The 26024-nt window shown below is 60.2% G+C and carries 22 protein-coding genes; 7 read left to right on the forward strand and 15 right to left on the reverse strand.

The annotated features are described in order from the left end of the window. Positions 1-31 precede the first annotated feature (31 nt). Both HJO_RS05255 and HJO_RS05260 read right to left on the reverse strand, forming a co-directional pair. Complete coding sequence (locus HJO_RS05255; protein WP_051618287.1) at positions 32-808, reverse strand: enoyl-CoA hydratase-related protein; 777 nt, start codon at positions 806-808, stop codon at positions 32-34. Next, positions 805-2022 (reverse strand): acyl-CoA dehydrogenase family protein, encoded by a 1218-nt coding sequence (locus HJO_RS05260; protein ID WP_035614705.1) that lies wholly within the window; start codon positions 2020-2022, stop codon positions 805-807. Before HJO_RS05260 ends, HJO_RS05255 begins: the two co-directional genes overlap by 4 nt. 188 nt (positions 2023-2210) lie before the next feature. Between HJO_RS05260 and HJO_RS05265 the strand changes: the two genes are divergently transcribed. Beyond that, positions 2211-3320: an acyl-CoA dehydrogenase family protein gene (locus tag HJO_RS05265; protein ID WP_035614709.1), complete on the forward strand. Its 1110-nt coding sequence runs from the start codon at positions 2211-2213 to the stop codon at positions 3318-3320. A gap of 31 nt (positions 3321-3351) precedes the next feature. On the opposite strand, the gene HJO_RS05270 is transcribed toward HJO_RS05265, so the two are convergent. Beyond that, positions 3352-4659: a spinster family MFS transporter gene (locus tag HJO_RS05270; protein WP_035614711.1), complete on the reverse strand. Its 1308-nt coding sequence runs from the start codon at positions 4657-4659 to the stop codon at positions 3352-3354. Between the two features lie 324 nt (positions 4660-4983). On the opposite strand from HJO_RS05270, the gene HJO_RS05275 reads away from it, so the two are divergent. Continuing rightward, positions 4984-5907, forward strand: coding sequence for an NAD-dependent epimerase/dehydratase family protein (locus tag HJO_RS05275; RefSeq protein ID WP_035614712.1), 924 nt, complete (start codon positions 4984-4986; stop codon positions 5905-5907). 37 nt (positions 5908-5944) lie between these two features. Further along, on the forward strand, positions 5945-7075 hold the full coding sequence (locus tag HJO_RS05280; protein WP_051618289.1) for a sulfotransferase family protein: 1131 nt from the start codon (positions 5945-5947) through the stop codon (positions 7073-7075). Positions 7076-7093: 18 nt separating this feature from the next. On the opposite strand, the gene HJO_RS05285 is transcribed toward HJO_RS05280, so the two are convergent. Further along, positions 7094-7987, reverse strand: coding sequence for an SDR family NAD(P)-dependent oxidoreductase (locus HJO_RS05285; protein ID WP_156945428.1), 894 nt, complete (start codon positions 7985-7987; stop codon positions 7094-7096). Then, positions 7984-8457, reverse strand: coding sequence for a nuclear transport factor 2 family protein (locus HJO_RS17580; protein WP_162173778.1), 474 nt, complete (start codon positions 8455-8457; stop codon positions 7984-7986). Before HJO_RS17580 ends, HJO_RS05285 begins: the two co-directional genes overlap by 4 nt. Positions 8458-8646: 189 nt before the next feature. On the opposite strand from HJO_RS17580, the gene HJO_RS05295 reads away from it, so the two are divergent. Both HJO_RS05295 and HJO_RS05300 read left to right on the forward strand, forming a co-directional pair. Beyond that, positions 8647-9504: an SDR family NAD(P)-dependent oxidoreductase gene (locus HJO_RS05295; protein ID WP_162173779.1), complete on the forward strand. Its 858-nt coding sequence runs from the start codon at positions 8647-8649 to the stop codon at positions 9502-9504. Beyond that, positions 9501-10343: an NAD(P)-dependent oxidoreductase gene (locus tag HJO_RS05300; protein ID WP_035614717.1), complete on the forward strand. Its 843-nt coding sequence runs from the start codon at positions 9501-9503 to the stop codon at positions 10341-10343. Before HJO_RS05295 ends, HJO_RS05300 begins: the two co-directional genes overlap by 4 nt. A gap of 181 nt (positions 10344-10524) precedes the next feature. On the opposite strand, the gene HJO_RS05305 is transcribed toward HJO_RS05300, so the two are convergent. Both HJO_RS05305 and HJO_RS05310 read right to left on the reverse strand, forming a co-directional pair. After that, positions 10525-11547 carry an acyl-CoA dehydrogenase family protein gene (locus HJO_RS05305; RefSeq protein WP_051618293.1) on the reverse strand — a complete coding sequence of 341 codons (1023 nt, stop codon included), beginning with the start codon at positions 11545-11547 and terminating at the stop codon, positions 10525-10527. Between the two features lie 10 nt (positions 11548-11557). Beyond that, a complete protein-coding gene (locus HJO_RS05310; protein ID WP_035615261.1) occupies positions 11558-12718 on the reverse strand; it encodes an acyl-CoA dehydrogenase family protein in 1161 nt (386 codons plus the stop codon). A 233-nt stretch (positions 12719-12951) separates the two neighbouring features. Here HJO_RS05310 and HJO_RS05315 point away from each other — a divergent pair, with 233 nt between their 5' ends. Next, entirely contained in the window at positions 12952-13827 is an 876-nt protein-coding gene (locus tag HJO_RS05315) for an SDR family NAD(P)-dependent oxidoreductase (RefSeq protein WP_035614718.1), read from the forward strand. A gap of 15 nt (positions 13828-13842) precedes the next feature. On the opposite strand, the gene HJO_RS05320 is transcribed toward HJO_RS05315, so the two are convergent. The 6 genes from HJO_RS05320 to HJO_RS05345 all read right to left on the reverse strand — a co-directional run bounded on the left by HJO_RS05320 (position 13843) and on the right by HJO_RS05345 (position 22921). Continuing rightward, complete coding sequence (locus tag HJO_RS05320; RefSeq protein ID WP_035614720.1) at positions 13843-14643, reverse strand: SDR family oxidoreductase; 801 nt, start codon at positions 14641-14643, stop codon at positions 13843-13845. Positions 14644-14652: 9 nt separating this feature from the next. Then, on the reverse strand, positions 14653-15747 hold the full coding sequence (locus HJO_RS05325) for a zinc-dependent alcohol dehydrogenase (protein ID WP_035614723.1): 1095 nt from the start codon (positions 15745-15747) through the stop codon (positions 14653-14655). Next, positions 15747-17324 (reverse strand): AMP-binding protein, encoded by a 1578-nt coding sequence (locus HJO_RS05330; protein ID WP_206741812.1) that lies wholly within the window; start codon positions 17322-17324, stop codon positions 15747-15749. The genes HJO_RS05325 and HJO_RS05330 overlap by 1 nt, the downstream gene beginning before the upstream one ends. Positions 17325-17505: 181 nt before the next feature. Continuing rightward, positions 17506-18804 carry an amidohydrolase family protein gene (locus HJO_RS05335; protein WP_035614726.1) on the reverse strand — a complete coding sequence of 433 codons (1299 nt, stop codon included), beginning with the start codon at positions 18802-18804 and terminating at the stop codon, positions 17506-17508. A gap of 158 nt (positions 18805-18962) precedes the next feature. After that, positions 18963-20375, reverse strand: coding sequence for an MFS transporter (locus HJO_RS05340; RefSeq protein WP_035614728.1), 1413 nt, complete (start codon positions 20373-20375; stop codon positions 18963-18965). A 209-nt stretch (positions 20376-20584) separates the two neighbouring features. Next, the gene (locus tag HJO_RS05345) at positions 20585-22921 is read right to left on the reverse strand and encodes a TonB-dependent receptor (protein WP_035614731.1); all 2337 of its coding nucleotides are present in this window, start codon (positions 22919-22921) and stop codon (positions 20585-20587) included. 443 nt (positions 22922-23364) lie between these two features. Between HJO_RS05345 and HJO_RS17590 the strand changes: the two genes are divergently transcribed. After that, positions 23365-23697: a DUF4286 family protein gene (locus tag HJO_RS17590; RefSeq protein ID WP_051618301.1), complete on the forward strand. Its 333-nt coding sequence runs from the start codon at positions 23365-23367 to the stop codon at positions 23695-23697. 8 nt (positions 23698-23705) lie between these two features. Here the strand turns inward: HJO_RS17590 and guaA are convergent, their stop codons facing one another. Both guaA and HJO_RS05360 read right to left on the reverse strand, forming a co-directional pair. Continuing rightward, positions 23706-25268: a glutamine-hydrolyzing GMP synthase gene (gene guaA / locus HJO_RS05355; RefSeq protein ID WP_035614734.1), complete on the reverse strand. Its 1563-nt coding sequence runs from the start codon at positions 25266-25268 to the stop codon at positions 23706-23708. Positions 25269-25338: 70 nt separating this feature from the next. Next, the gene (locus HJO_RS05360) at positions 25339-25956 is read right to left on the reverse strand and encodes a M15 family metallopeptidase (RefSeq protein WP_035614736.1); all 618 of its coding nucleotides are present in this window, start codon (positions 25954-25956) and stop codon (positions 25339-25341) included. Positions 25957-26024 lie beyond the last annotated feature (68 nt).

Here is a 26024-nt window from a genome sequence, read left to right on the forward strand (position 1 = left end):
ACCGGCGCGGCCTGGCCGGCAACGGGACCGGTCAGGCCTGCATCGCTGCATCAACGCCCGCTAGCGCTGTATTCACGGCTTCGATCTCAAGCATTTCATCAAGACTGCAAGTCGGCGCGGCATTGAGCGCCGCCTTGGCAAAGCGCAGCGCCGTTACAGAGCTCGAAGCGAACTGCGCAGCGAGCACAGAAACGTGCGCCTTCAGCCCATCATCGCTGACGACTTCATCGACAAGGCCGAAGGCCAATGCGGCCTGAGCGTCAAAGCGTTCGCTCCGCAGGTACAGCCGCTTGGCCTTGGCAGCCCCCAATATCCTGGTCCAGAACCACGTGCCGCCCATGTCACCGGGCAGGCCGACCTTCACGAACGCAGATGTGAGAATCGCAGCCTCTCCCGCAATCCGAAAGTCGCACGCGGCCGCGAGGCTCAAGCCCGCCCCGGCCGCCGCGCCATTGACCATCGCGATCGTCGGCTTCTCCATATCATGGAGCATTTTCGATATCTGTGAAGACGCCCGAAGATACTCGATCCGGGCCTCCAGCCATTCGCCGGCTGTCTCCGACTGCTCTGAGGCGGCGGCCTTGAGGTCCTTGCCAGCGCAAAACCCTTTTCCTGCACCTGTCAGCACGACGCATTTCACGCGCCGGTCTGACGCCGCTTCGACCACGCGCGCTTTCAGCACGTCATAGAGTTCCGGCGTGACGGTGTTCAGCCTGTCGGGCCGGTTCAGCGTCAGCCATTGCACCCCATCGACCAGTTCGCTCAGGACAGGTTCAGCGCCTGTGGCTATTGATTGCCCTGCGGTCATGAGGTCGGGATCTTGTTAAAGGGCACGGTCTTGTCGACGCGAATATCGCCCGGCAGCCCCAGAACGCGTTCTGCCACGATATTCCTAAGCACCTCATCAGTGCCACCCGCGAGCCGTCCGCCCGGGCTCATCATCATGGACATCTGGTAGACAGCGCTTGCGATGGATTCTTCAGCGTCGCGCACGCCGCCCCATTCCCCCTGAACATCCATCATCTCCAGCGCCACAGCCTGCGCCGTGTTGGCCGAAACGAGCTTGCTGATCGAGGACTCAGGTCCGGGCGTTTCGCCGCGCGACAGGGCTGTCAGCGTTCGGAACCCGGTCAGATCGACCCCCTTCGACGCAACATACCACTCGGCGATCTTCTCCCGGAATGCGCGATCCTTCGAAGCGGGCTGGCCATCCAGACCGGTGACGCCCGCTGCGGTTTTCATGGCGTCGCGATACGTCGGGCCACTCCCCCCGCCAATCGACAGCCGCTCATTCATCAATGTGACGAGCGACATTCTCCAGCCATCATCAACCTCTCCGATGCGCTGGCTGTCATCAACCTCCACGTCGTCAAACCACACCTCGTTGAACATTGAGCGGCCGGACATCTGTTTGATCGGCTGCACCTTGATGCCGGGCGAGCGCATGTCGATCCAGAACATGGTCAGGCCCTTGTGTTTGGGCTTGTCCGGGCTGGTACGCACCAGCAGCAGGCCGTAATCGGCAAAATGCGCGCCGGACGTCCATACTTTTTGGCCGTTGACCGTCCACTTGTCGCCGTTCCGGACGGCACGCATCCGGAGGCCTGCAAGGTCAGACCCCGCACTGGGTTCAGAAAAGAGCTGGCACCAGGCCTCTTCACCCAGAAGTGCCGGACCAATGAAGCGTTTGGTCGCCTCGGCACCGAGCACCTTCATCAAGGTTGGAAGACACATGCCGAATGTCACATCGAAATAGCCACGCGGGACGTCGTATTTCGCTTCTTCCTGGTTGTAGATAACCTGCTGGATGGACGTCCCGCCGCCGCCGCCGACCTCTTTTGGCCAGGTGATGCAGGCAAATCCACCCTCGAACTTGGTCCGCTGCCAGTCGCGCGCGGCCTGCAGTTTGCCCTCATCGGTCGGCAGGCTCGCAAACCAGCCCTTGGCTGGGCCGTTGGCCTCCAGCCAATCGCGGGCGGTCTTGCGGAATGCGGCTTCTTCGTCTGTATCGTCGAAATCCAAGAGAGGCCCTCTGCTCATATCTGCTGCGTCAATTTCACGACCTTCAGCGTATCGCAGGCGCAGCAAAACCCCAGCCCTCGACAGATGCGTAAATCGGAAGTGACCGGAATGTTTTGGCCTAACCTACCAAACCGATCTGCCGCTACGGTGACGCGTCTATTAATCGAGCGGCACGGGGTGATCAGCGCATGAATTTCGACTTCTCAGAGGACCAGCAATTCCTGAAAACAGAGGCGCGTAAGTTCCTTGATGCAGAATGCCCGCCTGACCGCGTCCGCAAGAGCCTGGAAAAGAATGCAGGGGCCTTCGATGCCGATCTCTGGCACAAAATCATCGACATGGGCTGGGTCGCGGCTGGACTGCCGGAAGAGTTCGGTGGTCTCGGTCTCGGCCGCGTTGATGTTTGCGCCATTGCCGAGGAACTCGGCCGGGCTTGCGCCCCGATCCCGTTCAACTCCACCGTCTTCGGATTCGCCGAGGCCGTTCAGTGCGGCGGCTCCCCCGAGCAATCTCAGGACTGGTTGACCAAGGTAGCCGCCGGTAATTTGATCGGCTGCCTCGCCCTATCCGAACAACCCGGTCCGCTCAATTTCGAAGCCATCGAAACCACTTATGAAAACGGCAAACTGACGGGAACAAAGGCACCGGTCACCGATGGCGCAATCGCCAATGCGGCGATTGTGCTCGCCCGCCATGACGGAAAGATCGGCCTGTTCGTTGCGTCGCTCAATGGCGTCGAGGCCCAGCCTCTCGAGAGCATCGATCAGAGCCGCGGCGTTGCCCGTCTGGTCTTTGACGGAGCACCGGCTGAACCGCTTTGCACCGGCAGGTCAGGCGAAGACCTTTTGCGCCGCGTCCTGCAAGGCGTCGCCGTATTTACGGCGTTCGAACAGCTAGGCGGCGCAGAGCGTTGTCTCGACATGGCCCGCGATTTTGCACTGCAACGCTTCGCGTTCGGCCGGCCGATTGCCGGGTTTCAGGCCATCAAGCACAAGCTCGCCGACATGTATGTGAAGAATACGCTGGCGCGCGCGCATGCCTATTACGGCGCATGGGCGCTGGCGGGCGACAAGGCAGAGCTGCCGCTCGCCGCTGCCGCTGCCCGCGTAGCGGCCTGTGACGCCTACTGGTTCGCATCGAAAGAGAACATCCAGACCCATGGAGGCATGGGCTTCACATGGGAAGCGGACTGCCACCTCTACTTCCGGCGCGCCCGTCATCTCGCGCTGGTGGGCGGCTCGGCACGCGAGTGGAAAGAGCTGCTGGCCACCGCCATCGAGCTGGAAATAGCGGCCTGACGCGTCCTGCGCACAGGGCCCACCATGCAGCTCAGGCCACAGGAGCCACATCCTCCTCTTCGCTGAGATTCCGGCAGGCCAGGTAGAAGAACAGGGCAGCAAACACGTTGATGACCGTCGCAATCGCCATGGCCGCGCCCAGCGAGCCCGCCAGATCACTGATAATACCGATCACCAGCGGACCAAGGCCCACGCCGACCAGATTGGCCATCAACCAGTAAGTGCTGGTTGCCGTGCCGCGCATGGATGACGGGCTGGCCGTCATCACGATCGCCGTGACCTGCCCTGACCAGCAGCCCAGAATGACACTCAGCAGGATCGCGAACAGGATGCTCAGCGCGACGCTGTCGACGCCGACCATGAGCCAGCAGGCTGGTAGCGACAAAAGCAGCATCAGCGCTGGAAAGCGGAAGAACTGTCGGACCCGGTCGCGCGCCATGACCCGCGTCATCACGCCAGCGAGCAGCGATCCCAGCGTTTTCCCGCCGGCCGCTGCGACCGCCATCACAAGGCCCGCTTCGCCGAGGCTGAGGTCACGCACCCTGATCATGAATGGCCCCATCCAGGTCAGCAAGGCGGCCTGGGCGAGGGATGCGGATGTGCCCGCCAGAATAATGAACAGCAGGCCCTTGTTCGTGGAAAGGGCTTTCACAACCTCCCTGAGGTCCGGCGCCTTCTTCGTCCCGTCTCCGGTGGAGCGTCTGCGCGGTTCACGCACGGTGAACAGGAGCAGCATGCCGAGGAGGAAACCGGGAATACCCGCGATCAGGAAAACTGCGCGCCAGCCAAAGAACTCGGCAACATATCCGCCGACGAGGAAGATCAGTCCGGTTCCAAGCCCCATGGCAAGATAGTACACGCCCATCGCCGTAGGTAGTTCGCGGCGCTCGAAGAGGTCGCCGATAATCGACACGCTAGCGGGCGGCCCCCCGGCTTCAGCAGCCCCGACACCCATCCGCATCAGCAGCAGTGACCAGTAGCCGGTTGCGAGGGCGCCGAGAGCCGTAATGCCACTCCAGATCATCACGACACTGGAGACCATGCGGACCCGGTTCGTGCGGTCGGTGAGCCAACCCATGGGAAGCGCGAAAAGGGACAAGGCGCCCGAATGTGCGAGGCCGGACAACAGGCCAAGCGCCGAGTCCGACAGGCCGAACTCTTCCTTGATCGGCTCGATCACGACCGACATCACCGTCCGGTCAATGTAATGTACGGTGAAGATCGCTGTGAGCACGAACAGGACATACCAGCGATACGCGCCTCGCGTGGGAACCGAATTGAGGGCACTGTCCGCCTGCTTAAGCCGCTTCGAGGTGTCCGACTTCACTTCGTCATCCATGCGCATTCCTCTTTTTCAGGATCATCGACGCCCGCGAACTTCTACACTCCCGCCCAGACCACAACAGGTTTGGGCCAGTCTTGGTGCCGACGTACTTGGCCGACGCCACCGTACGCGCCGACCCTGAACATCGCTAATGGGACTCTCCAATAAGTGAACTCCGCGATCACATAATACGGACCCGGGAGCGGCCGCTATGGTCCGTCTCATAAATAAAATCTGGCGCATCGAACCCAGGGTCTGCACGCTCTTCCGGTCCATTGGGAGAAGGTTCAAGACCGCTCAGTCGTCTTCGGTGAATTGCCCAGACAAAGGGAGAGTACCGTGCTCAAAGGCAAGAAAATACTGCTGACTGGACTGACCGGACAGGTCGGCGGCGCGTTCGCTGACCAGCTGGCGCCGCACAACACCGTGTGGGGCCTGGCGCGTTACTCAAGCCCGGGATCGCGCGAACGAGCCGAGCAAGCCGGCGTAAAGACCGTCTCCGGTGATTTTGCAAAGGGCGAACTCGATGAAGCACCGGACGACATTGATATCGTCGTCCATGTCGCCGCCAATACGAAGCCGGGAAGTGCGGAAAACGGCATGCTCCAGAATGCGGAAGGCACCGGCCTGCTGATGCAGAAATACCGGCACGTCAACGCCTTCATTTTCGTCTCGGCAAGTGGCTGCTATCTCGATGATCCCGACCCTCATCACCGCTACAAGGAAACGGACGATGTCGGCGGCACCACGCCCTTCGCCCCAAATTACGGACCGACGAAACTTGCCGCCGAAGGCGTTGTCAGGACGCTTTCGCGGATCAACGGAACACCCACGACGATCGCCCGGCTCGATGTGTCATATGGCGGGCCCTATGATGACGGAGGCCTTCCCGGCCACCACCTGGATTCAATCATCGACGGGCGACCTATCCTGCTTCCGAAAGGGCGGCCCTGCCTTCATTCACCCATCCACGAAGACGACATGGTACGCCATCTCGCCGTCTTCGCCCGCGCGGCCAGGTCACCAGCGACCCTTGTGAACTGGGGCGGCCCTGAAGGCGTGCTGGTTGAAGACTGGTGCCGGTACATCGGAGAGCTGGTCGGACGCGAACCGATCTTCGAATATGGTCAAGGCAAGACGCTCTGGGGTCGTATCACGGATCCCGACTATGGGTCCTCGCTCGGCATGGAATGGCAGGTGAAATGGCAAGAGGGCATGCGCCGGATGGTTGAAGCACGCCGCCCCGACGCCCTCGTCTCTTGACCCATCATCAAACCCACTAGAACAGAAAGGCTGAATTATGTTGGATCCCAGCGTGCTGAAGCAGAAGGCCGTCGATCAGACCGGTCTGGACGAGTTCGGCGACGAACCCATGGAGGACGGCCTCGCCGTCTTTTGCGACTCCTTGCGAACCGAATCCGGCCTGTCGCAAGCGCGGCTGAAACAGGCCGAGGCAAGCATCATCGCAACCCTCAGCGAGCGGCTGCGCATCGAAGCCTGCCTGAAGCAACATCCGTCCATCCTCGACGAGCGGATTGAAGCGCCCGTCTTTGTCGTCGGCTTGCCCCGCAGCGGCACGACCGCGCTGTCACAATTCCTGTCGGAAGATCCACAGATGCGGTCGATCCGGCGCTGGGAGTCGGCGCAAGTGACACCGCCGCCCAATGCGAGCGAGACGCAAGACCCCCGAATTGCCGAAACGACCCGCGCATTCGCTGCTCGCGACGCCGCCCTGCCGGCCCTGAAGACGATGCTGGCCGTTGAGCCGTGGGACCCTTCCGAACACGGCGTCCAACTCGGCCTGACTTTTCGCAACCTCCAGCTTCCAAGCTTGTGGCCAACCCCCAGCTACACGAAGTGGCTGCAGGACGCCGATAAGCGGCCGGCCTATGCCTATTTTGCCAAGGTTCTGAAGCTGTTGCAGTGGAAAACGCCGGCACCCTGCTGGAACCTCAAGAACCCGCCCGACATCTTCTCACTTGATGCGATCGCATCGGTCTTTCCGGATGCCCGCTTTGTCTGGGCTCATCGCGACCCTACCTTGAGTGTCCCGTCGGTCTGCAGCCTCGTCTCGACCATAAGGGAAGCCAGTGGCGAATCCGTCGACAAACTGGCGCTGGGCCGGATGCAGCTTGAATTCCAGTCCGCAGGCGTCAAAGCGGCCATGCAGGCGCGTGACCAGCTCAGCGACCGTACATTTGTCGATGTCTGCCAGAAGGATCTGGACGAAAACCCAATCGCCACCTTGCAGGCCCTGTATGACGCGGTCGGCCTGGACTTCACAGATATTTACAAGGCGCGCCTGCAATCGCGCCTGAAGGCCCGCCCCAAAGGCAAGCACGGCGCGCATACTTATACGCGGGACGAATTCGGTCTGGAGGCGCCGGAAATCCGGTCCGTATTCAAAGACTATATCGACCGCTATCACTGAGACGGACGGCTGGCGAACCTAGCTTCGCCCCTGCCCTTCGATCTGTGTCCAGCGGCCTTCCCTGTCCCGGTGCCATCCGCCTGCCGCCATCGTCCCGCCATCGACCGGGAGCGTCACGCCGGTCATATAGCTCGCCATCGGCGAGGCGAGGAAAGCGGCTACATCACCACATTCTGTGTCGAGGCCTTCCCGGCCGAGCGGAATGAGCCGGTTCATGGCATCTTCGGCGTCGTCAGACCGCTTGAGCCAGGTCGACGGATCGACCGGCCCGGTCCGGTTGCCGCGCCCGCCTGGCGTAATCGTGTGATCCGGTGCGATTGCATTGACCCGGATGCCGTCGCGGGAAAATTCCAGCGCCATGGACTCGGTAAAGTTGATCATCGCCGCCTTGCAGGCGGCATAGACCGCGTAGCCCGGCGCCGCACGCATCCCCTCAATGCTGGTGACATTGATAATGCTGCCACCCCGTCCGCCGCGAACCATGATCGGCACGGCCGCTGATGTGGCCGCCAGCATGCTCACAAAATTTATGTCGATATGACGCCGCCAGCTTCTTTCGCTCTGCTCGAGAAAGGCCTTGCCCGCCACCCCGCCAGCATTGTTGACCAGAACGTCAATCCGCCCGAACGCCTCGTCAGTCTTTTCGACCGCTGCCCTGATCTGGTCAGTGTCCATGACGTCCGTTGGCAGGGCAATCGCCTTGCGTCCGAATTCACGCGCGCGTTCAGCGGTTTCCTCAGCGCGTTCAGGAATGATTTCGGCGACCGCAATGTCCGCGCCCAGTTCGGCAAGCCTGAGGGCAATCGCCCGGCCGATGCCACCGCCACCACCAGTGACCAGCGCCACCTTTCCGCCAAAGCGCAGCCGGTCGAACGGATCCACTTTCCCGCCTGTTTGCGAACGGGCTGTCATGGTGTCGGCAAACCGGAAAGCGGCAGGAAAGACGGCAGGGCCCCATTGATCGCCTGTCCTTCCGGAAGCACCCACCTGAAAGGCGAAGACACCACCCGCCGGGCGAAACGCCAGCCAATGTCGAGGCGCACGCACTCATCCTGGTAAACACCACACACCCATTCAACAGGCTGTCCGGTCGGCTGTTTGAGCTCGGTAAACCACCACCGCGCCATGGCCGTGTCACCATTCACTTCGACGACGCCGGAATGCGTCATCTGGAACAGGAAATCCCGTTCTTTTTCGACCAGTCGCCTGAACCGCTTTTCGAGCTTGTCCCGCCCGACCACCGGTTCGCCTGCCGATGGCGCCTCGAGCTCTCCGTCCGGCGCGTAGACTGCGGCCATGCCAGCACCGTCCCGACGGTTCGCCGCGTCCGTATAGGCGGCGGCGAGGCTGCGTATCGCCATTTCGTCTGATTGTAGATGCATGCTTGCAAGACTCCAGTCTGGTTCGCCCATTTCGGGCCATTACGATCATTCTGCGCAGTCCGCCGGTCTCTATCCACCCCCGCATTTAGGCGAAAACGGAGTGGCCGCAGGTCAATGCGCAATTCCCACGCTGCCGCCGAAGCGCTCTCCTGTCTGGAGCCCCTGACCCGGATTTGGAGACCTGCCCTCATGCCTGAAAACAGCTTTGATATGTCCGGAAAGACAGCCATCATCATCGGTGCGACGCAGGGCATGGGTGCCCAGATCGCCGAAGACATTGCCGCCAGTGGCGGCCAGGTCATCATCACCAGCCGGTCCCAGGCCGCCTCGGACGCCAAGGCAGAAGAGCTGAACGCAAAGTACGCGAAGGGTAAATCCATCGCGGTCGGCAAGGCAGGTGACCTGTCAATCAAATCTGACCTTCAGGCCATCGTCAACACCGCGATCAGTGAATTCGGCCAGATCACAACGCTGGTGATTTCACCGACCATCCGACCCTTCTTCGGTCCGTCCATCGAGACGACGGATGAAGAGATCGACGAACAGTTTCTCTACATTTTCAAGAGTCGCTTCTGGATTTCCGCGATGTGCATTCCGCACATGCACAAGGCGGGCGGCGGTTCCGTCGTCTATATCGGGTCGGGGTCGGCCTTCGAATCCACGACAGAACGCTCGGTCTATTCCTGCGCGCGCGCCGCCGAAGTCCAGATGATGAAGAATTTCGCGGCAGAGTTCGGGCGCGACAATATCCGGTTCAACATCATCTCCCCTGCCCTGATCAAATCCAGCGGCGCTGAAGCCCTGTTCAAGGACCCTGCCGTACTCGAGCGGTTCGAAAGCCGACTGCCGATGAAGCGCCACGGCCTTGTCGCGGAGATTTCCCAGAGCGCGATGTTCCTCGCCAGTGATCTCAGCTCCTTCACGACCGGTTGCGTGGTCCCCGTTGATGGCGGGCGGAACCTGCATTGTTCATCCAACGACCTGACGTCGAGTTTCACGCCTGACAAGGATAACCGTCATCGTAACCCGGCGGCGGCAAAAGCATGACCGGTAATAGCGGCCGCGTCGGCTTCATCGGCCTCGGCAATCAGGGCGCCCCGATTGCCTGGCGCATTGCCAGAATACGCCCGCTTTCAGTGTGGGCGCGGCGCGAAGCCAGCACGGTAGTCTATCGCGACGGCGGCTGCGCGGTTGCATCCAGCCCCGCAGACCTCGCCAGCCAGTGCGCCATTATTGGCATTTGTGTCGTCAATGATGACGATGTCCGCGACGTGTTGATGCGAAGCGACGGCGTGTTTGCCGGGGCGGCGCCTGGCACGATCATCTGCATTCATTCAACCGTCCTTCCCGGCACGATGGTCGAGCTCGACAAGGAAGCCAAGGCGCGAAAGCTGAAGCTGCTGGACGCCCCCGTGAGCGGCGGCCCTGACGGCGCAGAATCCGGCACAATGTCCATTCTGGTCGGCGGCGACATCGAGACCCTCGAAGCGGCACGCGAGGTTCTCGCCTCCTTCGGTTCGAACATCTTCCATATGGGTGCCACCGGAACAGGCCAGGCCGCCAAACTCCTCAACAACAATCTCTGCTTTGCCAACACCGCCACGGCCGTGCACGCCCTGCTGCTCGCACGGGAATTCGGCATCGACCAGCAGGTTGCAGCCCGGGTCTTTGCGGCTTCCTCCGGGGCGAGCACCGGCCTACGGCTCATCATGAACAATCAACAATTCAGAAAGGTCACCGGCGCCTCCAGCAATCTTCGCAAGGATATTCACCACCTCGCCGAATTTGCAGACCAGCAACAGGTCAGCGAGAAAGCCCTTCTCGACATCGCTGCAGCGACACCGGACCTGCTCAACGAGTATGCAAAATTCCGCAAGGATTTCTAAGGCCGTGACTCGCTGATCAGCCATTCCTGCCCGGTCGGCTAAACAGCCCGATTTGTCTTGTCCAGAAGACCTCAAAAACGACAGCGCCTCCGGTCCAATTTCGCAACTGCCCGGAGGACGCTGTCAGGGTTCGAGTTACGCACGCGCATGAATGCGTAACTAACGGAGGTACTCTTTCGGTTCAGGCGGGCGCCGCCTGACCAATCATTGAAGCGCGCGTTTTCCTCAAATCCCCGCCGAGAACATCGATCGTGTGCGCGCGCTTGAGATAGACGTGGGCGTCTGTTTCAGCCGTAAAACCGATAGCGCCGTGTACTTGGATGTTTGTCGCGCCATTCTTCAGCGCAGCATCCACCGCGACAAGCTTGGCCGCCGTCGCGTGGTAGAGCGCATCGGACCTGTTTTCCGCAACAACCACAGAGGCAAAATCGACCTGGCAGGACGCGACCTCGGCCGCAATCGCCATGTCGGCGCACTTGTGCTTGACCGCCTGGAACGAGCCGATCAGCTTTCCGAACTGTTCGCGCATCTTTGCGTAATCGACGGCCATGTCGAGCGCCGCCTTTGAAAGACCGGACGCATAGGCGGCCGACAGCAGAAGCGCTCTGGGTCTATGGGCATTGGATGAGGCGACACTGGACAGAGGCTGTGCATTGCGCAGGGTCGCGCGGCGCAGAAGATTGTGACTGTCCATTCCGGGGCAAGATTCACCATCCTCAAAGGCAGACGCAGGCAGAAGATAGGGACCGTCCGGCGCCAGCACGACGATCAGCTCAGCCTCGCCGGCTTCCATGAGATGGAAGCTGCCGCTCAGACCATTTTCGGAAGTTATTGCCCCGCGAGGGTTGGCAAGACCAACTCGGATATTGCCGGCGACGATCTCGCTCGCCCTATTCAAATTCGACTCTGCCGCCAGATGCGCGCCGAGCGTAATCCCGAAAATCTCTGTCGAGACGAGGTTCCGGCCATATTCGCGGAAGACCAGCGCTTCCTCGACAGCCCCAAGCCCGATCCCGCCATCGTCTTCAGCCAGACCAAGACCGAGAAATCCAAGCTCTCCCAACTGTGGCCACAGGCTGACATCCGGATTGCCAATCTGGCCGTGCTTGTCAGGCCGAAGCCGTTCGACCGGTGCGAGGTTCGACAGGAAGGCCGCGACCGTATCAACGATCTGGACCTGTTCGTCTGTTGGCAGCAAATACATGTGACGCCCCTTACCGTGGCAGGCCGAGCACACGCTCGCCGATGATGTTGCGCTGGATCTCGGACGTACCGGCCGCAATTGTGTTGCTGTAAGACCGCAGATAGGGCCGGACCCAGGGGTCATTCGTATCGGGAAGCTCAAGCGCATCTTCACCGATGACGTCGAGCGCGATTCGCCTGATGCGCTGTTGCAACTGGCTGAAGAAGGCCCGCATCAGGGACGCTTCCGAGCCTGGAGGCCGGCCACCGGCCGCGCGGGACGCAATCGAATAGGTCATCGCGCGAACAGCAGCGGACTCGGCGCGCAATTGCGCAAGCCGGGCGCCGATTTCGTCATGCTCAAGCGCGGACGCGCCAAATCGTTCGCGCGCCATTTCAACCAGTTTTTCGACCACGACATTATACCGGATCTGCTCAGACATGCTCGCCGTGCCTCGCTCGAAGCCAAGGGTCGACATGGCAACTTTCCAGCCCTCATTCAGCGGGCCGACGACATTGCTCAGCGGAATGCGGACATTGTTATAGAAGACCTGATTAAAATGATGATGGCCGGGCGCGGTCATGATCAGGATCGGGCGAAGCTCAATGCCCGGCGTGTTCATGTCGCAAATGACCCAGCTGATCCCCTTGTGTTTGGGAGCAACCGTATCGGTGCGCACAAGCAGTTCCTGCCAGTCGGCCAGATGCGCCGAACTCGTCCAGATCTTTGAGCCATTGACGACGAGATGATCGCCATCGACGATCGCGCGGCAACGCAGGCCGCCAAGATCGGACCCGTTATTCGGCTCTGAGAAGCCCTGGCACCAAGCCACTTCACCCTTCAAAATGCGAGGAAGGTGATACTGCTTCTGCTCATCAGTGCCCCAGGTCATGATGGTCGGCGCCGCATGATTGCAACCGACAAACAGGAGCTCCGCGTTGGGGGCCCCGGCTCTGGCATATTCCTCATACCAGATCAGCTGGCGGGTCAGGCCAAGGCCGCGACCGCCATACTCTTCCGGCCAGGACACACCGGCCCATCCGCCATCATATTGAAGCTTCTGCCAGGCGAGGTCGAATGCCCGCATACCGTCATCGGACGGCGGACGCTCCTCGCGTGGCACATTGTCGTGCAGCCAGTCGCGCGCCTCGGCGCGGAAAGCTTCGTCTTCCGGGCTGAAATCTAGGTTCATGAGGTTCGTCTCCATACAGCCGCAAAAATTTGCCGCCCAGGCTGGCGGGCCATGAATATTGAAACTGTACCCTGAAGACATGTCACCCGATGCGCTCATGCGAACTCCGTCACGGCCCATGCCGACTTCCCTTAAAAGATGCCGCATAAACCCACTGACTTTCATCCCCACTCGTTTCAGACTCGCGACAACCGCAGCGAATAGCTGCCCGCGGAAAAACTGAGGAACAGGCAATGGGTATTCTGAACGGCAAGGTAGCAATCATAACCGGCGGCGGCGGCGGCCTCGGTCGGGCCTACGCCCATGCATTCGCGCGTGAAGGCGCAAAGATTGTCGTCAACGATTACGGCGTCGCCTCGGACGGCGGCGCGCCTATTTCCACGTCCGCAGACAAGGTGGTTGAAGAGATCCGCGCCGCAGGCGGTGAAGCCGTCGCCAATGCCGCCGATGTCGGCACGGTAGAAGGCGGCGCCTCGATTCTTCAATCGGCCATGGAGGCGTTTGGCGGCGTCGACATCCTCATCAACAATGCCGGTATCCTGCGCGACCGCACGCTTGCCAAGATGGACGAGAAGGATTGGGACGACGTCATGCATGTGCACCTGAAGGGCACGTTCTGCGTCACCCGTCCGGTCTTCACCCAGATGAAGGCTCAGGCCAGAGGCGGCGTGATCGTCAACACAAGCTCGACATCGGGCCTTCAGGGTAAATTCGGACAAGGTAATTACGGCGCAGCCAAGGGCGGCGTCTGGGGGTTCTCCAATACGCTCACCCTTGAAGGCGAGCGTTACGGTATCCGCGTGTGGACGCTTGCCCCCGCTGCCGATACCCGCCTCACGGCAGCCGTGACCAATGAAGACTACAAGGCCGTCTACACGCCGGACAAGGTCGCCGAAGTCGTGCTCTACATGGTCAGTGACCTGTCAGCGCCGCAGACCGGCAAGACGATTGTGGCCGGCGGCGGCATTGTCCGAGAAGTGAGACTGGAAAACGGCCCGGGCTACGTCCCTACGCCAGATTTCTCCGCCCATGATCTCGCAGAGGCTGTTGAGTCCGGTAAGGTCATGCTGCCAACCCGCCAAGCCAAGAGCCTCATGGCAATCGACTGACCGCCAGGCGAGAGATCAGAAGTCCGTGCCGCCATCAATGTTGATGATCGCACCGGTAAGATAGGCAGCGCGTTCGGAGAGCAGGAAGGCCATCAGCTCTCCGGCCTCGGAAGCCTGCCCCGGACGACCGAGCGCGACCGGCATCTTGAACACGTCGTGCATCAGGATGCGAGTGGCCTCTTGCCTCGATACGGCCTGACTGGTCTCGATCTCTGAGATGCGGCCGGCGACCCTGACCGTATCGAAAGCCCCGGGACAGACGCAGTTCGCGCGGATTCCGTCCAGCCCATATGTCTTCGCGACGTTCTTGGTCAGATTAATGACGGCCGCCTTCATCGACGCATAGGGAAACAGGAAGCTCTTGGCCGCGCGCGCAGAATAGGCCGCGGTGGTCACCACCGTTCCGCCCCCGCTCTTGATCATCAGCGGCGCAGTCGCCCGGATGGCGCGGACATGCCCCATCAGGACGTCCTGAAAGTTTGCCTCCCAGTCATCATCGTCGACGTCTTCGATGGTGCCATTGCGGCCGGTCAGGCCCGTGGTGACCAGCAGGCCGCGCGGGGTGCCCATGGTTTCGGCGATCTTGCTGATAACCGCTTCGATTTCTCCCGGCTTTCCACCATCGGCCACATAGCCCGATGCGGTGACCCCGTAGGTCTCAGCCAGCCCGGCCGCCGCCGCATCAATATCGGCGCGAGACCGGCTGACGAGCGCCAGTTTCGCACCGTCCGCCGCCAGCACCTTGGCGGCTTCGAGCCCCATGCCGCGCGATCCGCCGAATATGATGTAGAGCCTGTCTCTGACGCCTAGATCCATGGGCCGCTCCTAGTGCTTGTGGATAATCGAAATGTGAAGCGCCGGATCGCCCGGCACCTCGCCTGCCAATGTCTGGATCGCCCGTTCAACACCTTCGATCGGCACGCTGTGCGTGTGCATCAGGTGGACCGGATAGCGCTTTTCCTCGACGAGACGGATGGCTTGCTGAACGCCCCAATGGCTGGACGAAAGCGCCCCGATCATCTCGATCTGCTTCATCAGCAGTTCATCGATCGGAAACTGCGGCATGTCCTTGTGACCCTTGATGCCGCCCAGCACGATACGCCCACCATTGCGCACGGCCTTGATCGCGTCGGTGACGGGCTGAAACGCGTTTGGCGTCGTGTCGATGACAAGGTCGACGCCCCGGCCAGAAGTCAGGTCCGCGATGGCTTCAGCGACGTCCGTCTCTTCGGCGATCAACGTATGGGTCGCGCCGAACTGGAGGGCGATCTCCAGTTTGAACGCATCGCGCTGCAGGCCCGTGACGATGATCTGCGACGCGCCGGCATCTTTCGCCGCCAGCACACTCGCCAGGCCGCGTTGTCCGCCACCAAGGATCAGGACAGTTTCGCCAACCTGCAACTTGCCGAGGCGGATAACCCAGTCAAAGCCGGCCGCGAACGGGTTGAACAGCAAGGCGTCCTCAACCGACAAATCCTCCGCAATAGGGTAGAGCCGGGTGCGAGGTTCGACTTCCATATAGCTGCCATAGCCGCCCCAAAGACCGGACCGGTCATTCAGCGAGCGAAAGCCGTAATAGAAGGCATCGACGCATTTGGAACCGTTCATGCAGGATGGGCAGACCCCGCAAGGGGCCACACCATGCACCGCCACACGGTCACCTTCCGCGACGCCCCAGCGCCGGGCGCCGTCTGCATCAAGACTGTGGATCCGTCCCAGGATTTCATGACCGGGAATGACCGGAAACGCCCCGATACCGGCCTTGGCCGTGCCGCCCTTGTACTGCTCGATATCGCTGCCGCACATGCCGCAACCTTCGACCTGAAGGATGGCGCCGCCCGCAGGTGGCGCGTTCGGCACCGCCAGCTCGCGAAAATCGAACGTCCGGTCGGCAACTAGGACCGCAGCAGTCGCCCTCATCACCGCTTCTCGATCTTGAAGCCGGCCTCTTCCCGATCCCAGGTCGCTGCCGTGCAGCCTTCGTCGCGCAGCACGTATTTCAGCACGCGGCCAACCGGATTGCGCGGCAAGTCAGACCTGAATTCGATGTATCGAGGGACCGCAAAATACGGGACGCGGTCGGCGCACCATTGGCAAAGCTCGGCTTCCGACACCGGATCGGCGTCCTCCCGCATCACAAGCGTCGCCTTCACTTCATCCTCGGCCGTTTCCGAAAACACCGCATGAATAGCGACGTCCGAGACGGCCTCGTGCTGGCGGAACGTCTTTTCCAGTTCGAAGCTGGAGATATTCTCGCCGCGGCGCCGCAAGTAATCCTTCTTGCGATCGACGAAGAAGAAATACCCATCCTCATCGAACATGCCGATATCACCGGTATGCAGCCAGAGGTTCTTCAGGACCTTGAGCGTATCTTCAGGTCGACCCCAATAGCCCTCGAACATGATGTGCGGCCGGTTCGGACGAACGACGATCTCCCCCGCAACACCGGGCGGAAGCTCCTCATCATTCTCGTCAACAATCCTGACCTCGAAATCATCATTGCGCTTGCCGGACGATCCGGGCTTGGCATACTCGTCATCGTGCAGGCTGGTGACGACGCAAGCTTCTGTCAGTCCGTAGACATTCGAGCCGGCGACTTTGACACCGAACCGCGTCTTCCACTTCTCCTGGAGTTCTGCCGAAAAAGGTGAGCCGCGAATAGCGCGGAGCTGTCCGTAGCACCGCTTGCTCGCTTCGGTGTCAGGATGGTCGGCAATGAAGGACAACATCGAGCCAAGGAGGTTGACCAGCGTCGCGCCGCTGCGCTCGATCTCGTCCCAGAACTTGCTGACTGAAAAGCGCGGAAAGAGAGAGGCGCGCGCGCCGACCATCGCGGAAGCGAGCACGGTCGACGCCAAGGCGTTCAGATGGAACAACGGCAAAGGCGACCAGTTGACGTCATTGCTTGTACGGTTGCCATTCTCGACTGATTGGCGCGCCAGATTGCAGATGAAATTATGGCTGATTATGCAGCCCTTGGACGGCCCGGTCGTGCCACCTGTATAGATCAGCATCGAGACGTCGCTGAACTTGTTCTCGTCAGCGAGCTTCGTATTTGCCCCCATCACATCATCATAACGGCGGACGTCCAACTTGTCGGATTGGGGTGTTTCCTCGCCGCGTTGAACCACAACACGAAGGCTCGGCAGCTCGCCCGCAATAAGTTCGATCCGGTCGAGATAGTGCGGCTCGACAAACACGACCTCTACGCCCGCATCGCCATATTGATGGCGCAGATACTCGCCCTTATAGGCCGCATTGACCGGGACGAAGATCGCGCCGAGCTTGTTGACCGCGAACCAGATCACGACGGTCTCGACGCAGGTGTCCATCAGCAAGCCGACACGGTCGCCGCGCTTCACACCGAGCGCTTTCAGCCCGTTCGCCATCCGCGTGGAGGCAGTGTCGATGTCTTCATAGCTGTAGATGACACCCGAGAAATCGAGGAAGGTCCGCTGGGCATGATTTTCCACGGCCTCAGCGAGGACGTTGGTCACGGTTTGATGAATTGGTTTAACTTTATCGGGTCTGTGCAACACTTTGAATTCCTTGGGTCGGATGTCGTTTGTCCAGTCGGGCGGGGTTGAGGCTCAAGCCGTGGAACAAACCCGGGCAAGCTCCGTCGATCGGAGCAAGCCTCGGGAAAGTCGTTGAAGCCGGGCTTCCATGCGCCCTGGCTCAGGTGGTGGACAGCATCTTCTTCACGTCCCCGGACGTGACAGGTTTGCCCTTCTCAAGCCGAGGGGCCAGTCCGCCCATGCCGGCGCGTTCTTCGACATCGACGCCCTTCTCACGGGCAAGTTTGCGCAAGGCGCCGACCGTGCAGTTCTTGCGCCCGCCCATGCCTTCAAAGGGAGAGAAGGAGAAATCGCGATTGGCGTTGATGTGCGTGATCTTGTCGATCTCTTCCTTCGGAATGTGCTTGACCGCTTTCCAAAGCATCTCCGGCGCACGCGGCCACTGGGTGTCCGAGTGAGGATAGTCGCATTCCCACGTAATGTTATCGATGCCGATTTCATGGCGGTTCTTGAGGCCGAAATCATCCTCGATGAAGCAAGTTATGAAGTGCCGACGGAAGATCTCGGTCGGACTGTGGCCGCCCATATTCAGGTTCGTCCACTGGCCATGCTGGCGTACCGTGCACTCTGCACGTTCGAGGAAATATGGCACCCAGCCAATGCTGCCTTCAGACAGCGCGATTTTCAGCTTCGGATGATCTTTCCAGAACGAAGCGAAGAGCCAGTCAGCCGCCGAATTTGCAATGGATATTGGCATGGACGTAATCCACGCGCTAATGGGCGAGAGGTCCGAAGCGTGGTCTGCCGACGCGCCCGTGCCGATATGGGCGCAGATTACGACGTTAGCTTCTTCGCAAGCTGACCAGAGCGGCTCCCAGTACGGGTCGTGCAGGCTGGGCAGGCCGATCAATGCCGGATTGTCGGTAAAGCTGATGGCGTGAACGCCGAGCTTCACCATCCGGTCGAGCTCTGCAAGCGTCAGTTTGATGTCCCAAAGCGGCAACAGCGCAAGCGGGATGATCCGGTCCGGATAAGGGCCAGCCCAGTCGTGCATGTGCCAGTCATTATAAGCCTGGATCGTCGCAAGGGCGAGCGCCTTGTCGTCCTGGCGCATAAAGCGAACACCCGAGAAGCCGGGAAACTGTGCGAAGTTCAGCGAGCCAAGGACGCCGTTCGCATTCATGTCATCAATGCGAGCGTGAATATCGAAACAGCCCTTGCGGAGATGATCGAACGACATCGGCTCGTAACCGTACTCGGTCTTGGGACGCCCAACGACGGCATTGAGGCCAAGCCCGGTGACCTTCTTGTCTTCGATGACCCAAGCCTGCCCGTGCTCGGTATTCACGACGCGCGGGGCGCGGTCCTTGAACTTCTTGGGCATGTGCCGGTCGAACATGTCGGCAGGTTCGCAAACGTGGTCATCCACGCTCACCAAAATCATGTCATTCATTTCCATCGGTTCTATCTCCCTTGGCCCTCATCTCTCGATGCAGTTTTGTGACGCACCTTCATTTATCATGCTGGCACGTTCTTGCCCACGCACCGAAATCATTTCGTTGGCATTTTGCGCGCTGGGGCGATGCTATTCCCCCACCCGAAATGTCTGGCTTCGCATCAATCTGTCGAAGCCTCGCTCAATTTTTGAGCGGCATCGTGAACGGAATTCTGAAGGACGACTGCCTTGCGCAGCGGCTTTGTCGCCAACACCAGCAACAGGACGCCTCCGCCGCCAACGACGGCTGCCGTCGTGGCGATGCCCTCGCCGAGATAGGCTTCGCCACCGTAAACATCCGCGAGAATCGCCACGATGAGCGGCGCGCCGCCAATTGCGAAGAGGCCGACAAAGCAGGTCTGTAGCGCGACCAACCGCCCGTGCAGAGCTGACGGCGCGAAGAGTTGCACCGCCGTCACCAGCGGGCCGAAGCTGCTCGCGGTAAACCATGCGACGGCGTAGAACAGGATGAACCACTGTTCGCTCTTCATCAGAAACGCGGCGACGATGAACGGAATGCCGATCACTGTTGCGAAACTGAACACACGGTAAGCGGCATCATTGTATCCCTTCCGGTAATACCGGTCGCAGACATAACCCCAGAAGATATTGCCAACGCCGCCAGCGGCGGACCCGGCAGCGAGTGTCCAGCCGATGCGCTCATGCGACCAGCCGAAGGTGCGCCCGAGATAGGCCGGGCTCCAGGTAATCAGCGAATAGGCAAGAACCGCAAGGAGCGCGACGGCGAGAACATGCGCCGCAACCAGTCCGGGATTCTGCATGACAAATCCGGAAAAGCTGACCTCTTTTGCAGCCTTGGCCTTCGCGGCCGCGGCAGCCATCTGCTCGACCGTCCGGTGCTTGCGAATGCGGGGCAGGAAGAATGCGAGAAAGGCGAGTGCGATACCCGGCAGCCCCGTTGCGATGAACGCGCCCTGCCAGCCCTGGATTTCCCCGACGAAGGGCAGATCAATCGTACCGAGACGGGTCAGGGCACCAATCAACATCCCCCCGAAAATCAGGGTCAAGACTGCGCCGATATTCGCGCCGGCATGATAGACACCATTCGCGAAGGCCAACCGGTCCCGCGGAAAGGTCGCCGCCAGAAGCGCATAGGCCGCTGGCGGCAGGAAAGCCTCGCCAAGGCCGACCCCGCCCCGCGCGACAAACAAGGTGGTGAAATCATTCGCCAACCCTGAAAAGGCCGCTGAAAACGACCAGAAAGCGACGGCAAAAAAGAGGACGGTCTTGATTTCGAACCGGTCGACGCACCAGCCGGCGACAAGCACGCCGGTGATGTACATCGACGAAAATGCGATGCCGTTCAGCACACCGAGCTGGACATCGCTCAAACCCAGATTCGCGCCGATCGGGTCGACCAGCAGCGAGAACATCTGCTTGTCGGCGAACGACATGAGGTAAAAAACGATGAGAACGCTGAGGGTCACGATCGCAACAGCGGAAATCGGTGTTTTCAACCGCTCCGTGCGTGACCCAGATTGGGTGCTCTTGTCAGGTGCGGCCACTTCAGACATCGGCGTTTCCTCTCCAGTGTTGAGAATGAACTCACGCCCTTCCCTGGCTCGGGGTTGGCGCTTCGGAAATCTCCGGGATTGCATCAGAGCGCGCGGCGCTCGTGAAAGGACAATTGAGAACGCGCCGACACCAAAAAGTCATCAACACGACCTAGGTGCCAGCGCGATTTTCTCAGGAATGTTTGGACGGGCACATAACAGTGCCGGCCTTATTGTGCGCCGAAGCGGTAACGGGCCTCTACACCGAAGGTCGCCGGGTCCCCGACATAACCGATATTGTATCCAAGGTTGGTGTCGAAAGCGAGGAAGCCAGTATAGTACTTCTCGTCTAGGATGTTTTTACCGAAGGCCGAAATATCCAGATTATAGTCGGAGAGGTGGTAGGATATGCGGGCCTCAAGTAGGCCGAAACCTTTCTGGGTGACGGTGTTGGTATTGATGGCCTCTGACCGGAACTCGACATCGTCGCGCCACCGCCATGCACCGAAGATGCTGAGATCATTGCCGCCCAACGGCACCGTGTATTTTGCCGTCAGCGAATACTGAAGCTCAGGTATGGCGAACTTCTCGTCTGTCCGATCACCCAAGATCGCATCCTGCCACTCTTCATAAGCGGCATCGACATAGCTGAGCGAGCCGCTGAACTCGAGATTGTCGGTCGGGACCACCCACGCCTCGATTTCACCGCCATAGACACGCCCTTCGGCGGCATTGGTGACGAAGGTCGCGAGATTGTTGTTGCGGCTGACCGTCGTGCTGCGCTGGATGTTCTTGTACTCGGTGTAAAACGTCGCCGCATTCAGCCGCAGCCGACCATCAGCCAGATCGCTCTTGAAACCAACTTCGTATTCCGTCGCTTCTTCAGGCTCGAAAGGTGAAAAGGTGATCGGATCGCTGCTGCCCCGCACATTGTTGCCGCCAGCCCGAAAGCTGCTGGCAGCCTTCACGTATATCAACAGATCTTCGTTCGGCTTCCAGTCAAGGCTGGCGAGGTAGGACGGTTGGGCCGCATCCGTATTGAAAGTCGCTGCACACACTCCCGGCGTATCCAAAAGCTCCGGTGGCAAAGTGCAGCCCCCACCATTCGCATTGCGGCTGATCACTTCCTGTTGGGTTTCGGAATAGCGAACACCGCCCGTGAGCCTGAGTGTGTCGGTCAACTCATATTCGGCCTGTGCGAACACCGAGATATTCTCATTCGTCGCAGAATAGGCCGTCATGCTCGGGCTGTTGGGATTAATCGCCGTCAGCTGCGGCGTGGTGCTGCCCTCGCGACCGTCTTCGTAATTGTAGAAGGCGCCGACGATCCAGAACAGGCGGTCATCAATGTTGTCAACGATGTGGAATTCCTGCGTGAAGCTGCTGGAATAGGTAAAATTGTTTGGACGCAGCAGGTCAAACTGAGTCTGGGCATAATCCTGGATGTCGTTGCGGCTGGTGTCGCGGTAACCGGTAATCGACCGCAGCATGACAGAGCCAATATCGACCTTGAGGTCAGACGATCCACCCCACAGCTCCAAGTGTCCGGACACCGGTGTTGCGCCATTGGTCTCGTAGAACCCGCCGGTATTCAATGCGGAATCCGAAAACGCATTGTAGGCCGCTGTAATCCCCTCGACCGTTGCTGGCAGGCCGAGTTCGACGCGCGCCGCCGTCACAACCGAGTTCAGGGCATTGCCCACGCGCAGCGTGTTGGGATCGATGACGAGGTCATTGACATGAACGACCTTGATGACAGATCCGGTCGTCTCCGATTCCGTCCAGTCGGCCGTCGCGAGCCATTCGATATTACTGGTCGGTTCCCAGAGCAGCGAGGCCCTGGCCGCCTTGTCATTCGTCTCGCCAAGGTTCTGGCCAAGGGCGTTCTGGCCGATGCCGTCATTCTGGGACGATTTGCCGGCAAGGCGGATAGCCATCTTGTCAGCGATGATCGGCAGGGTGACGGCGCCGGACACTTCAACCGTATTCAGATTGCCTGCCACGGAGTCGACATAGCCGCTCAGACCATCAAAATCGGGACGCTTTGAATAGACCAGCAAAGCGCCGCCCGTCGTATTCTTGCCGAACAGTGTGCCCTGTGGGCCCTTCAGCACTTCGATCCGTCCGACATCAAACAATGCTGCCCGCAGGCCGATTTGCCGTGGCCGGCTGATTTCGTCGACATAGACAGCGACGGAAGGATCAGTCGTGAGAAGCGTGTCAGCCTGGGTCTGGCCGCGGATGCCGACATTCGCAGCGCTCGGTCCACCCGGTCCGCTCGCGAGGTAGAGGGAGGGGGCAAATCCTTGAAGGTCACGAATATTCGAGATCGCCGAATCTGCGAGAACGGACTCATCAATGACCGTAATGGCCAAAGGCACGTCCTGCACACTTTCATCGACGCGGCGCGCCGTGACGGTGACCGTCCCGAGCTTCCTCGACGCATCTTCTCCGACGGTATCGCCTGCAACCGCCACCGCCTCCTGCGCATTGGCCGGCATACCTGCGGAGATCGCCGTCACCGAAACCGCGGTCAAAGCCGCAATGATTATTGAAACCTGTTTCATAATTCCTCCCCTTAGTACCTTTTTGGTATCTGCTTTTGATTTGCCTTACTCAGACGTCAGGTCACAAGCTACTCGGCAAGAAGGACTAAGTCGTAAAAGTGATGATCCCTCATAACAACGAGTATGCAGGTCAGCAATTGAGGATGAAAGCCTGTGAATTGATGTGTTTTTCCCTGCCCCCCATCCCGATAAGACCCAAGAGCCGGAAGTCAGGACTGGGCGAACCGGCACAAACATGCCGAAGAGAATATTTTTATTATAAACATCATATACTTACATGAACTCAACGGGACTCGACATGCGCGCAAGAGCGGGCCAGTCAGTGAGAGCCGGGCGGGAAGTGTTATGCTGGATCGGAGGCCATTGTTGACGCTTACACCTAGGATTCCCGACGAACACCCAGACAAAATCATCGTCACAAAATATAAAGAGGGAGGACTCTGATGGAACGCTACTGTTTTATCATCATCACGGTGGGACCGGACGAAGAAGACGACGAATATCGAGAATGGTACGAATGCCAACACATGCCTGATGTCCTGGACGTGCCTGGCTTTGTTTCAGCCCAGCGCTTCCGGCTCCAGAAGGCGCACGAGAACATGCGCCAATACCTGACCCTGTTCGAAATCGACACCGATGATCTGGATGCTGTGATGAAAGAACTGCGTCAAAGGGCCGGGACGAACCTCATGCCACTCATAAAGGGCGCTGGCCAACAGACCATCAATCGCCTGGTGGGTCGTGCGGTTACGCCCTTATTAACCAGCGCGCCCTAGCCCCGCCGCTATTCCCACTCGATGGTTCCGGGTGGCTTGCTGGTCACGTCATAGACAACCCGGTTCACGCCTTGCACTTCGTTGATGATGCGCGTTGCGACGCGGCCGAGGAAGGCGTGCTCGAACGGGTAGTAGTCTGCCGTCATGCCATCGGTCGACGTTACGGCCCGCAATGCGAGCACGGCTTCATAGGTCCGCACGTCTCCCATCACGCCCACCGTGTTGACAGGCAGGAGCACGCTGAAAGCCTGCCATATCTCGTCATACAGTCCCGCCTTCTTGATCTCGTCGATATAGATCAGGTCAGCCTTGCGCAGCGTATCCGCCTTTTCGCGCGTGATCACACCCGGAATGCGGATCGCGAGGCCCGGCCCGGGGAACGGATGGCGCCCGACGAACGCCTCCGGCAGGCCGAGTTCACGCCCCAGCGCGCGCACTTCGTCCTTGAACAATTCACGCAGCGGCTCGACCAGTTTCATGTTCATGCGCTCTGGCAGGCCGCCCACATTGTGGTGACTCTTGATCGTGACGGATGGCCCGCCGAGCGCTGAAACGCTTTCGATCACGTCAGGATACAGCGTGCCCTGCGCCAGGAAATCCGCCCCACCGATCTTCTTCGCTTCGGCCTCGAACACATCGATGAACAGGCCGCCGATGATCTTGCGCTTCGTCTCCGGGTCCGACACGCCGTCCAGCTTGCCGAGGAACAGGTCCGACGCGTCCACATGCACCAGCGGGATATTGTAATGCTCGCGGAACAGGCTCACGACCTCTTCGCTCTCGTTCGCCCGCATCAGACCATGATCAACATAGACGCATGTCAGCTGCTCGCCGATGGCTTCATGGATCAGCACGGCCGCGACGGAGGAATCCACGCCGCCCGACAGGCCGCAGATCACCTTGCCCTTGCCCACTTGCGCGCGGATCTTCTCGATCGCCTCAGCGCGGTAGGCAGCCATCGTCCAGTCGCCCTTCATGCCGGCCACGCCGTGCGTGAAGTTGCGCAGGATCTCGCGCCCATGTGTCGTATGCACGACTTCCGGATGGAACTGGGTGCCGTAGAAGCGCCGCTCGGGGTCGGCAATGATCGCATAGGGCGCACCCGGCGACTTAGCGATGACACCGAAGCCCGGTGCCATCTCGGCCACATGGTCGCCGTGGCTCATCCAGACCTGCTCCTGTTCTCCGCTTTCCAACAGGCCTTCAAGGAAGGGGTCATCGACGACTTTCTCGATGAAGGCGCGGCCGAACTCCCGGCTCGTCCCACCTTCGACCGTGCCGCCCAGCTGGTGCATCATCACCTGTTGGCCGTAGCAGATGCCCAGAACCGGAATGCCCGCCTCGAATATGGCCTTGTCGGCCATCGGGGCATTGTCCCAGTATACGCTCGACGGACCACCCGAGAGGATGACGGCCTGCGGCGCGTAGGCCTCGAGGAACGCCTTGTCGACCTTGTTGAACGGATGGATTTCGCAATAGACGCCGCTCTCACGCAGGCGCCGGGCGATAAGTTGCGTCACCTGGCTGCCGAAATCGACGATAAGGGCGCGTTCGTGTCTTTGCTCTGTCATGGCGCCGTTTAGCTGAGTCCTGCGCTACCGGGCAAGCCTGAATGCCGTCCGACTCGTCGGAAACTGCAGGTCAGACATAGGATTCACCCGCCTCGAACCGGTCCCGGATATCCGATATGCGGTTATACGGGCTTGCCACCTGGTAATGCGGTGGATCCCGATAGGTCCGCCATGCTCCACCCCATTCCAGGCCATCAACCAGCGCATGTCCGGCAAGGTCCCGGTAGGCCTGGGCATCATGTGTGGCGCTGCCGTCCATGTAGCGGCCACCTTCGAACAGGGCGACATCCCAGGCAATTCCGAAATTGTGGTTGCTCTGGCCACCCTTGGCATTCGTGACTTTCGGCCCCGCCCTTCCCCATCGCCCCCGGGCGTAAAGATCATCCTGTTCAGCATAGGTGCGGGTTCCGGAGATTATCCGGACTGTGAAGGGAAACGCGGCAGCGTTGGAAAGAAAGGTGCGCGCGAAGTGTTGCGCCCGAATGTGCAGACCCGCGATATTGCGCTCCGATCGCTCGTCAAACACCCCAAGCTCCGTCTGCAGGGCTGCGCTTGCCGCCATGAAGGCCTGATCTGCCGCCTCAGTGTTCCGGCCCCAAATCCCATCCAGCCCGTTCGGATCAAACCCCGAAGCCTTCAGCAGTCGCTGCCGGAACAGCACCTCCTTTTTCGTCAATTGAAAGCTCATCCTGGTCCCCTCAGCAGGCTGGCCGGTCCCGCTCGGTCACCTCTTCAGGATACACGACTCTCTGCCAG

The sequence above is a fragment of the Hyphomonas johnsonii MHS-2 genome, assembly GCF_000685275.1.
GTDB lineage: Bacteria > Pseudomonadota > Alphaproteobacteria > Caulobacterales > Hyphomonadaceae > Hyphomonas > Hyphomonas johnsonii.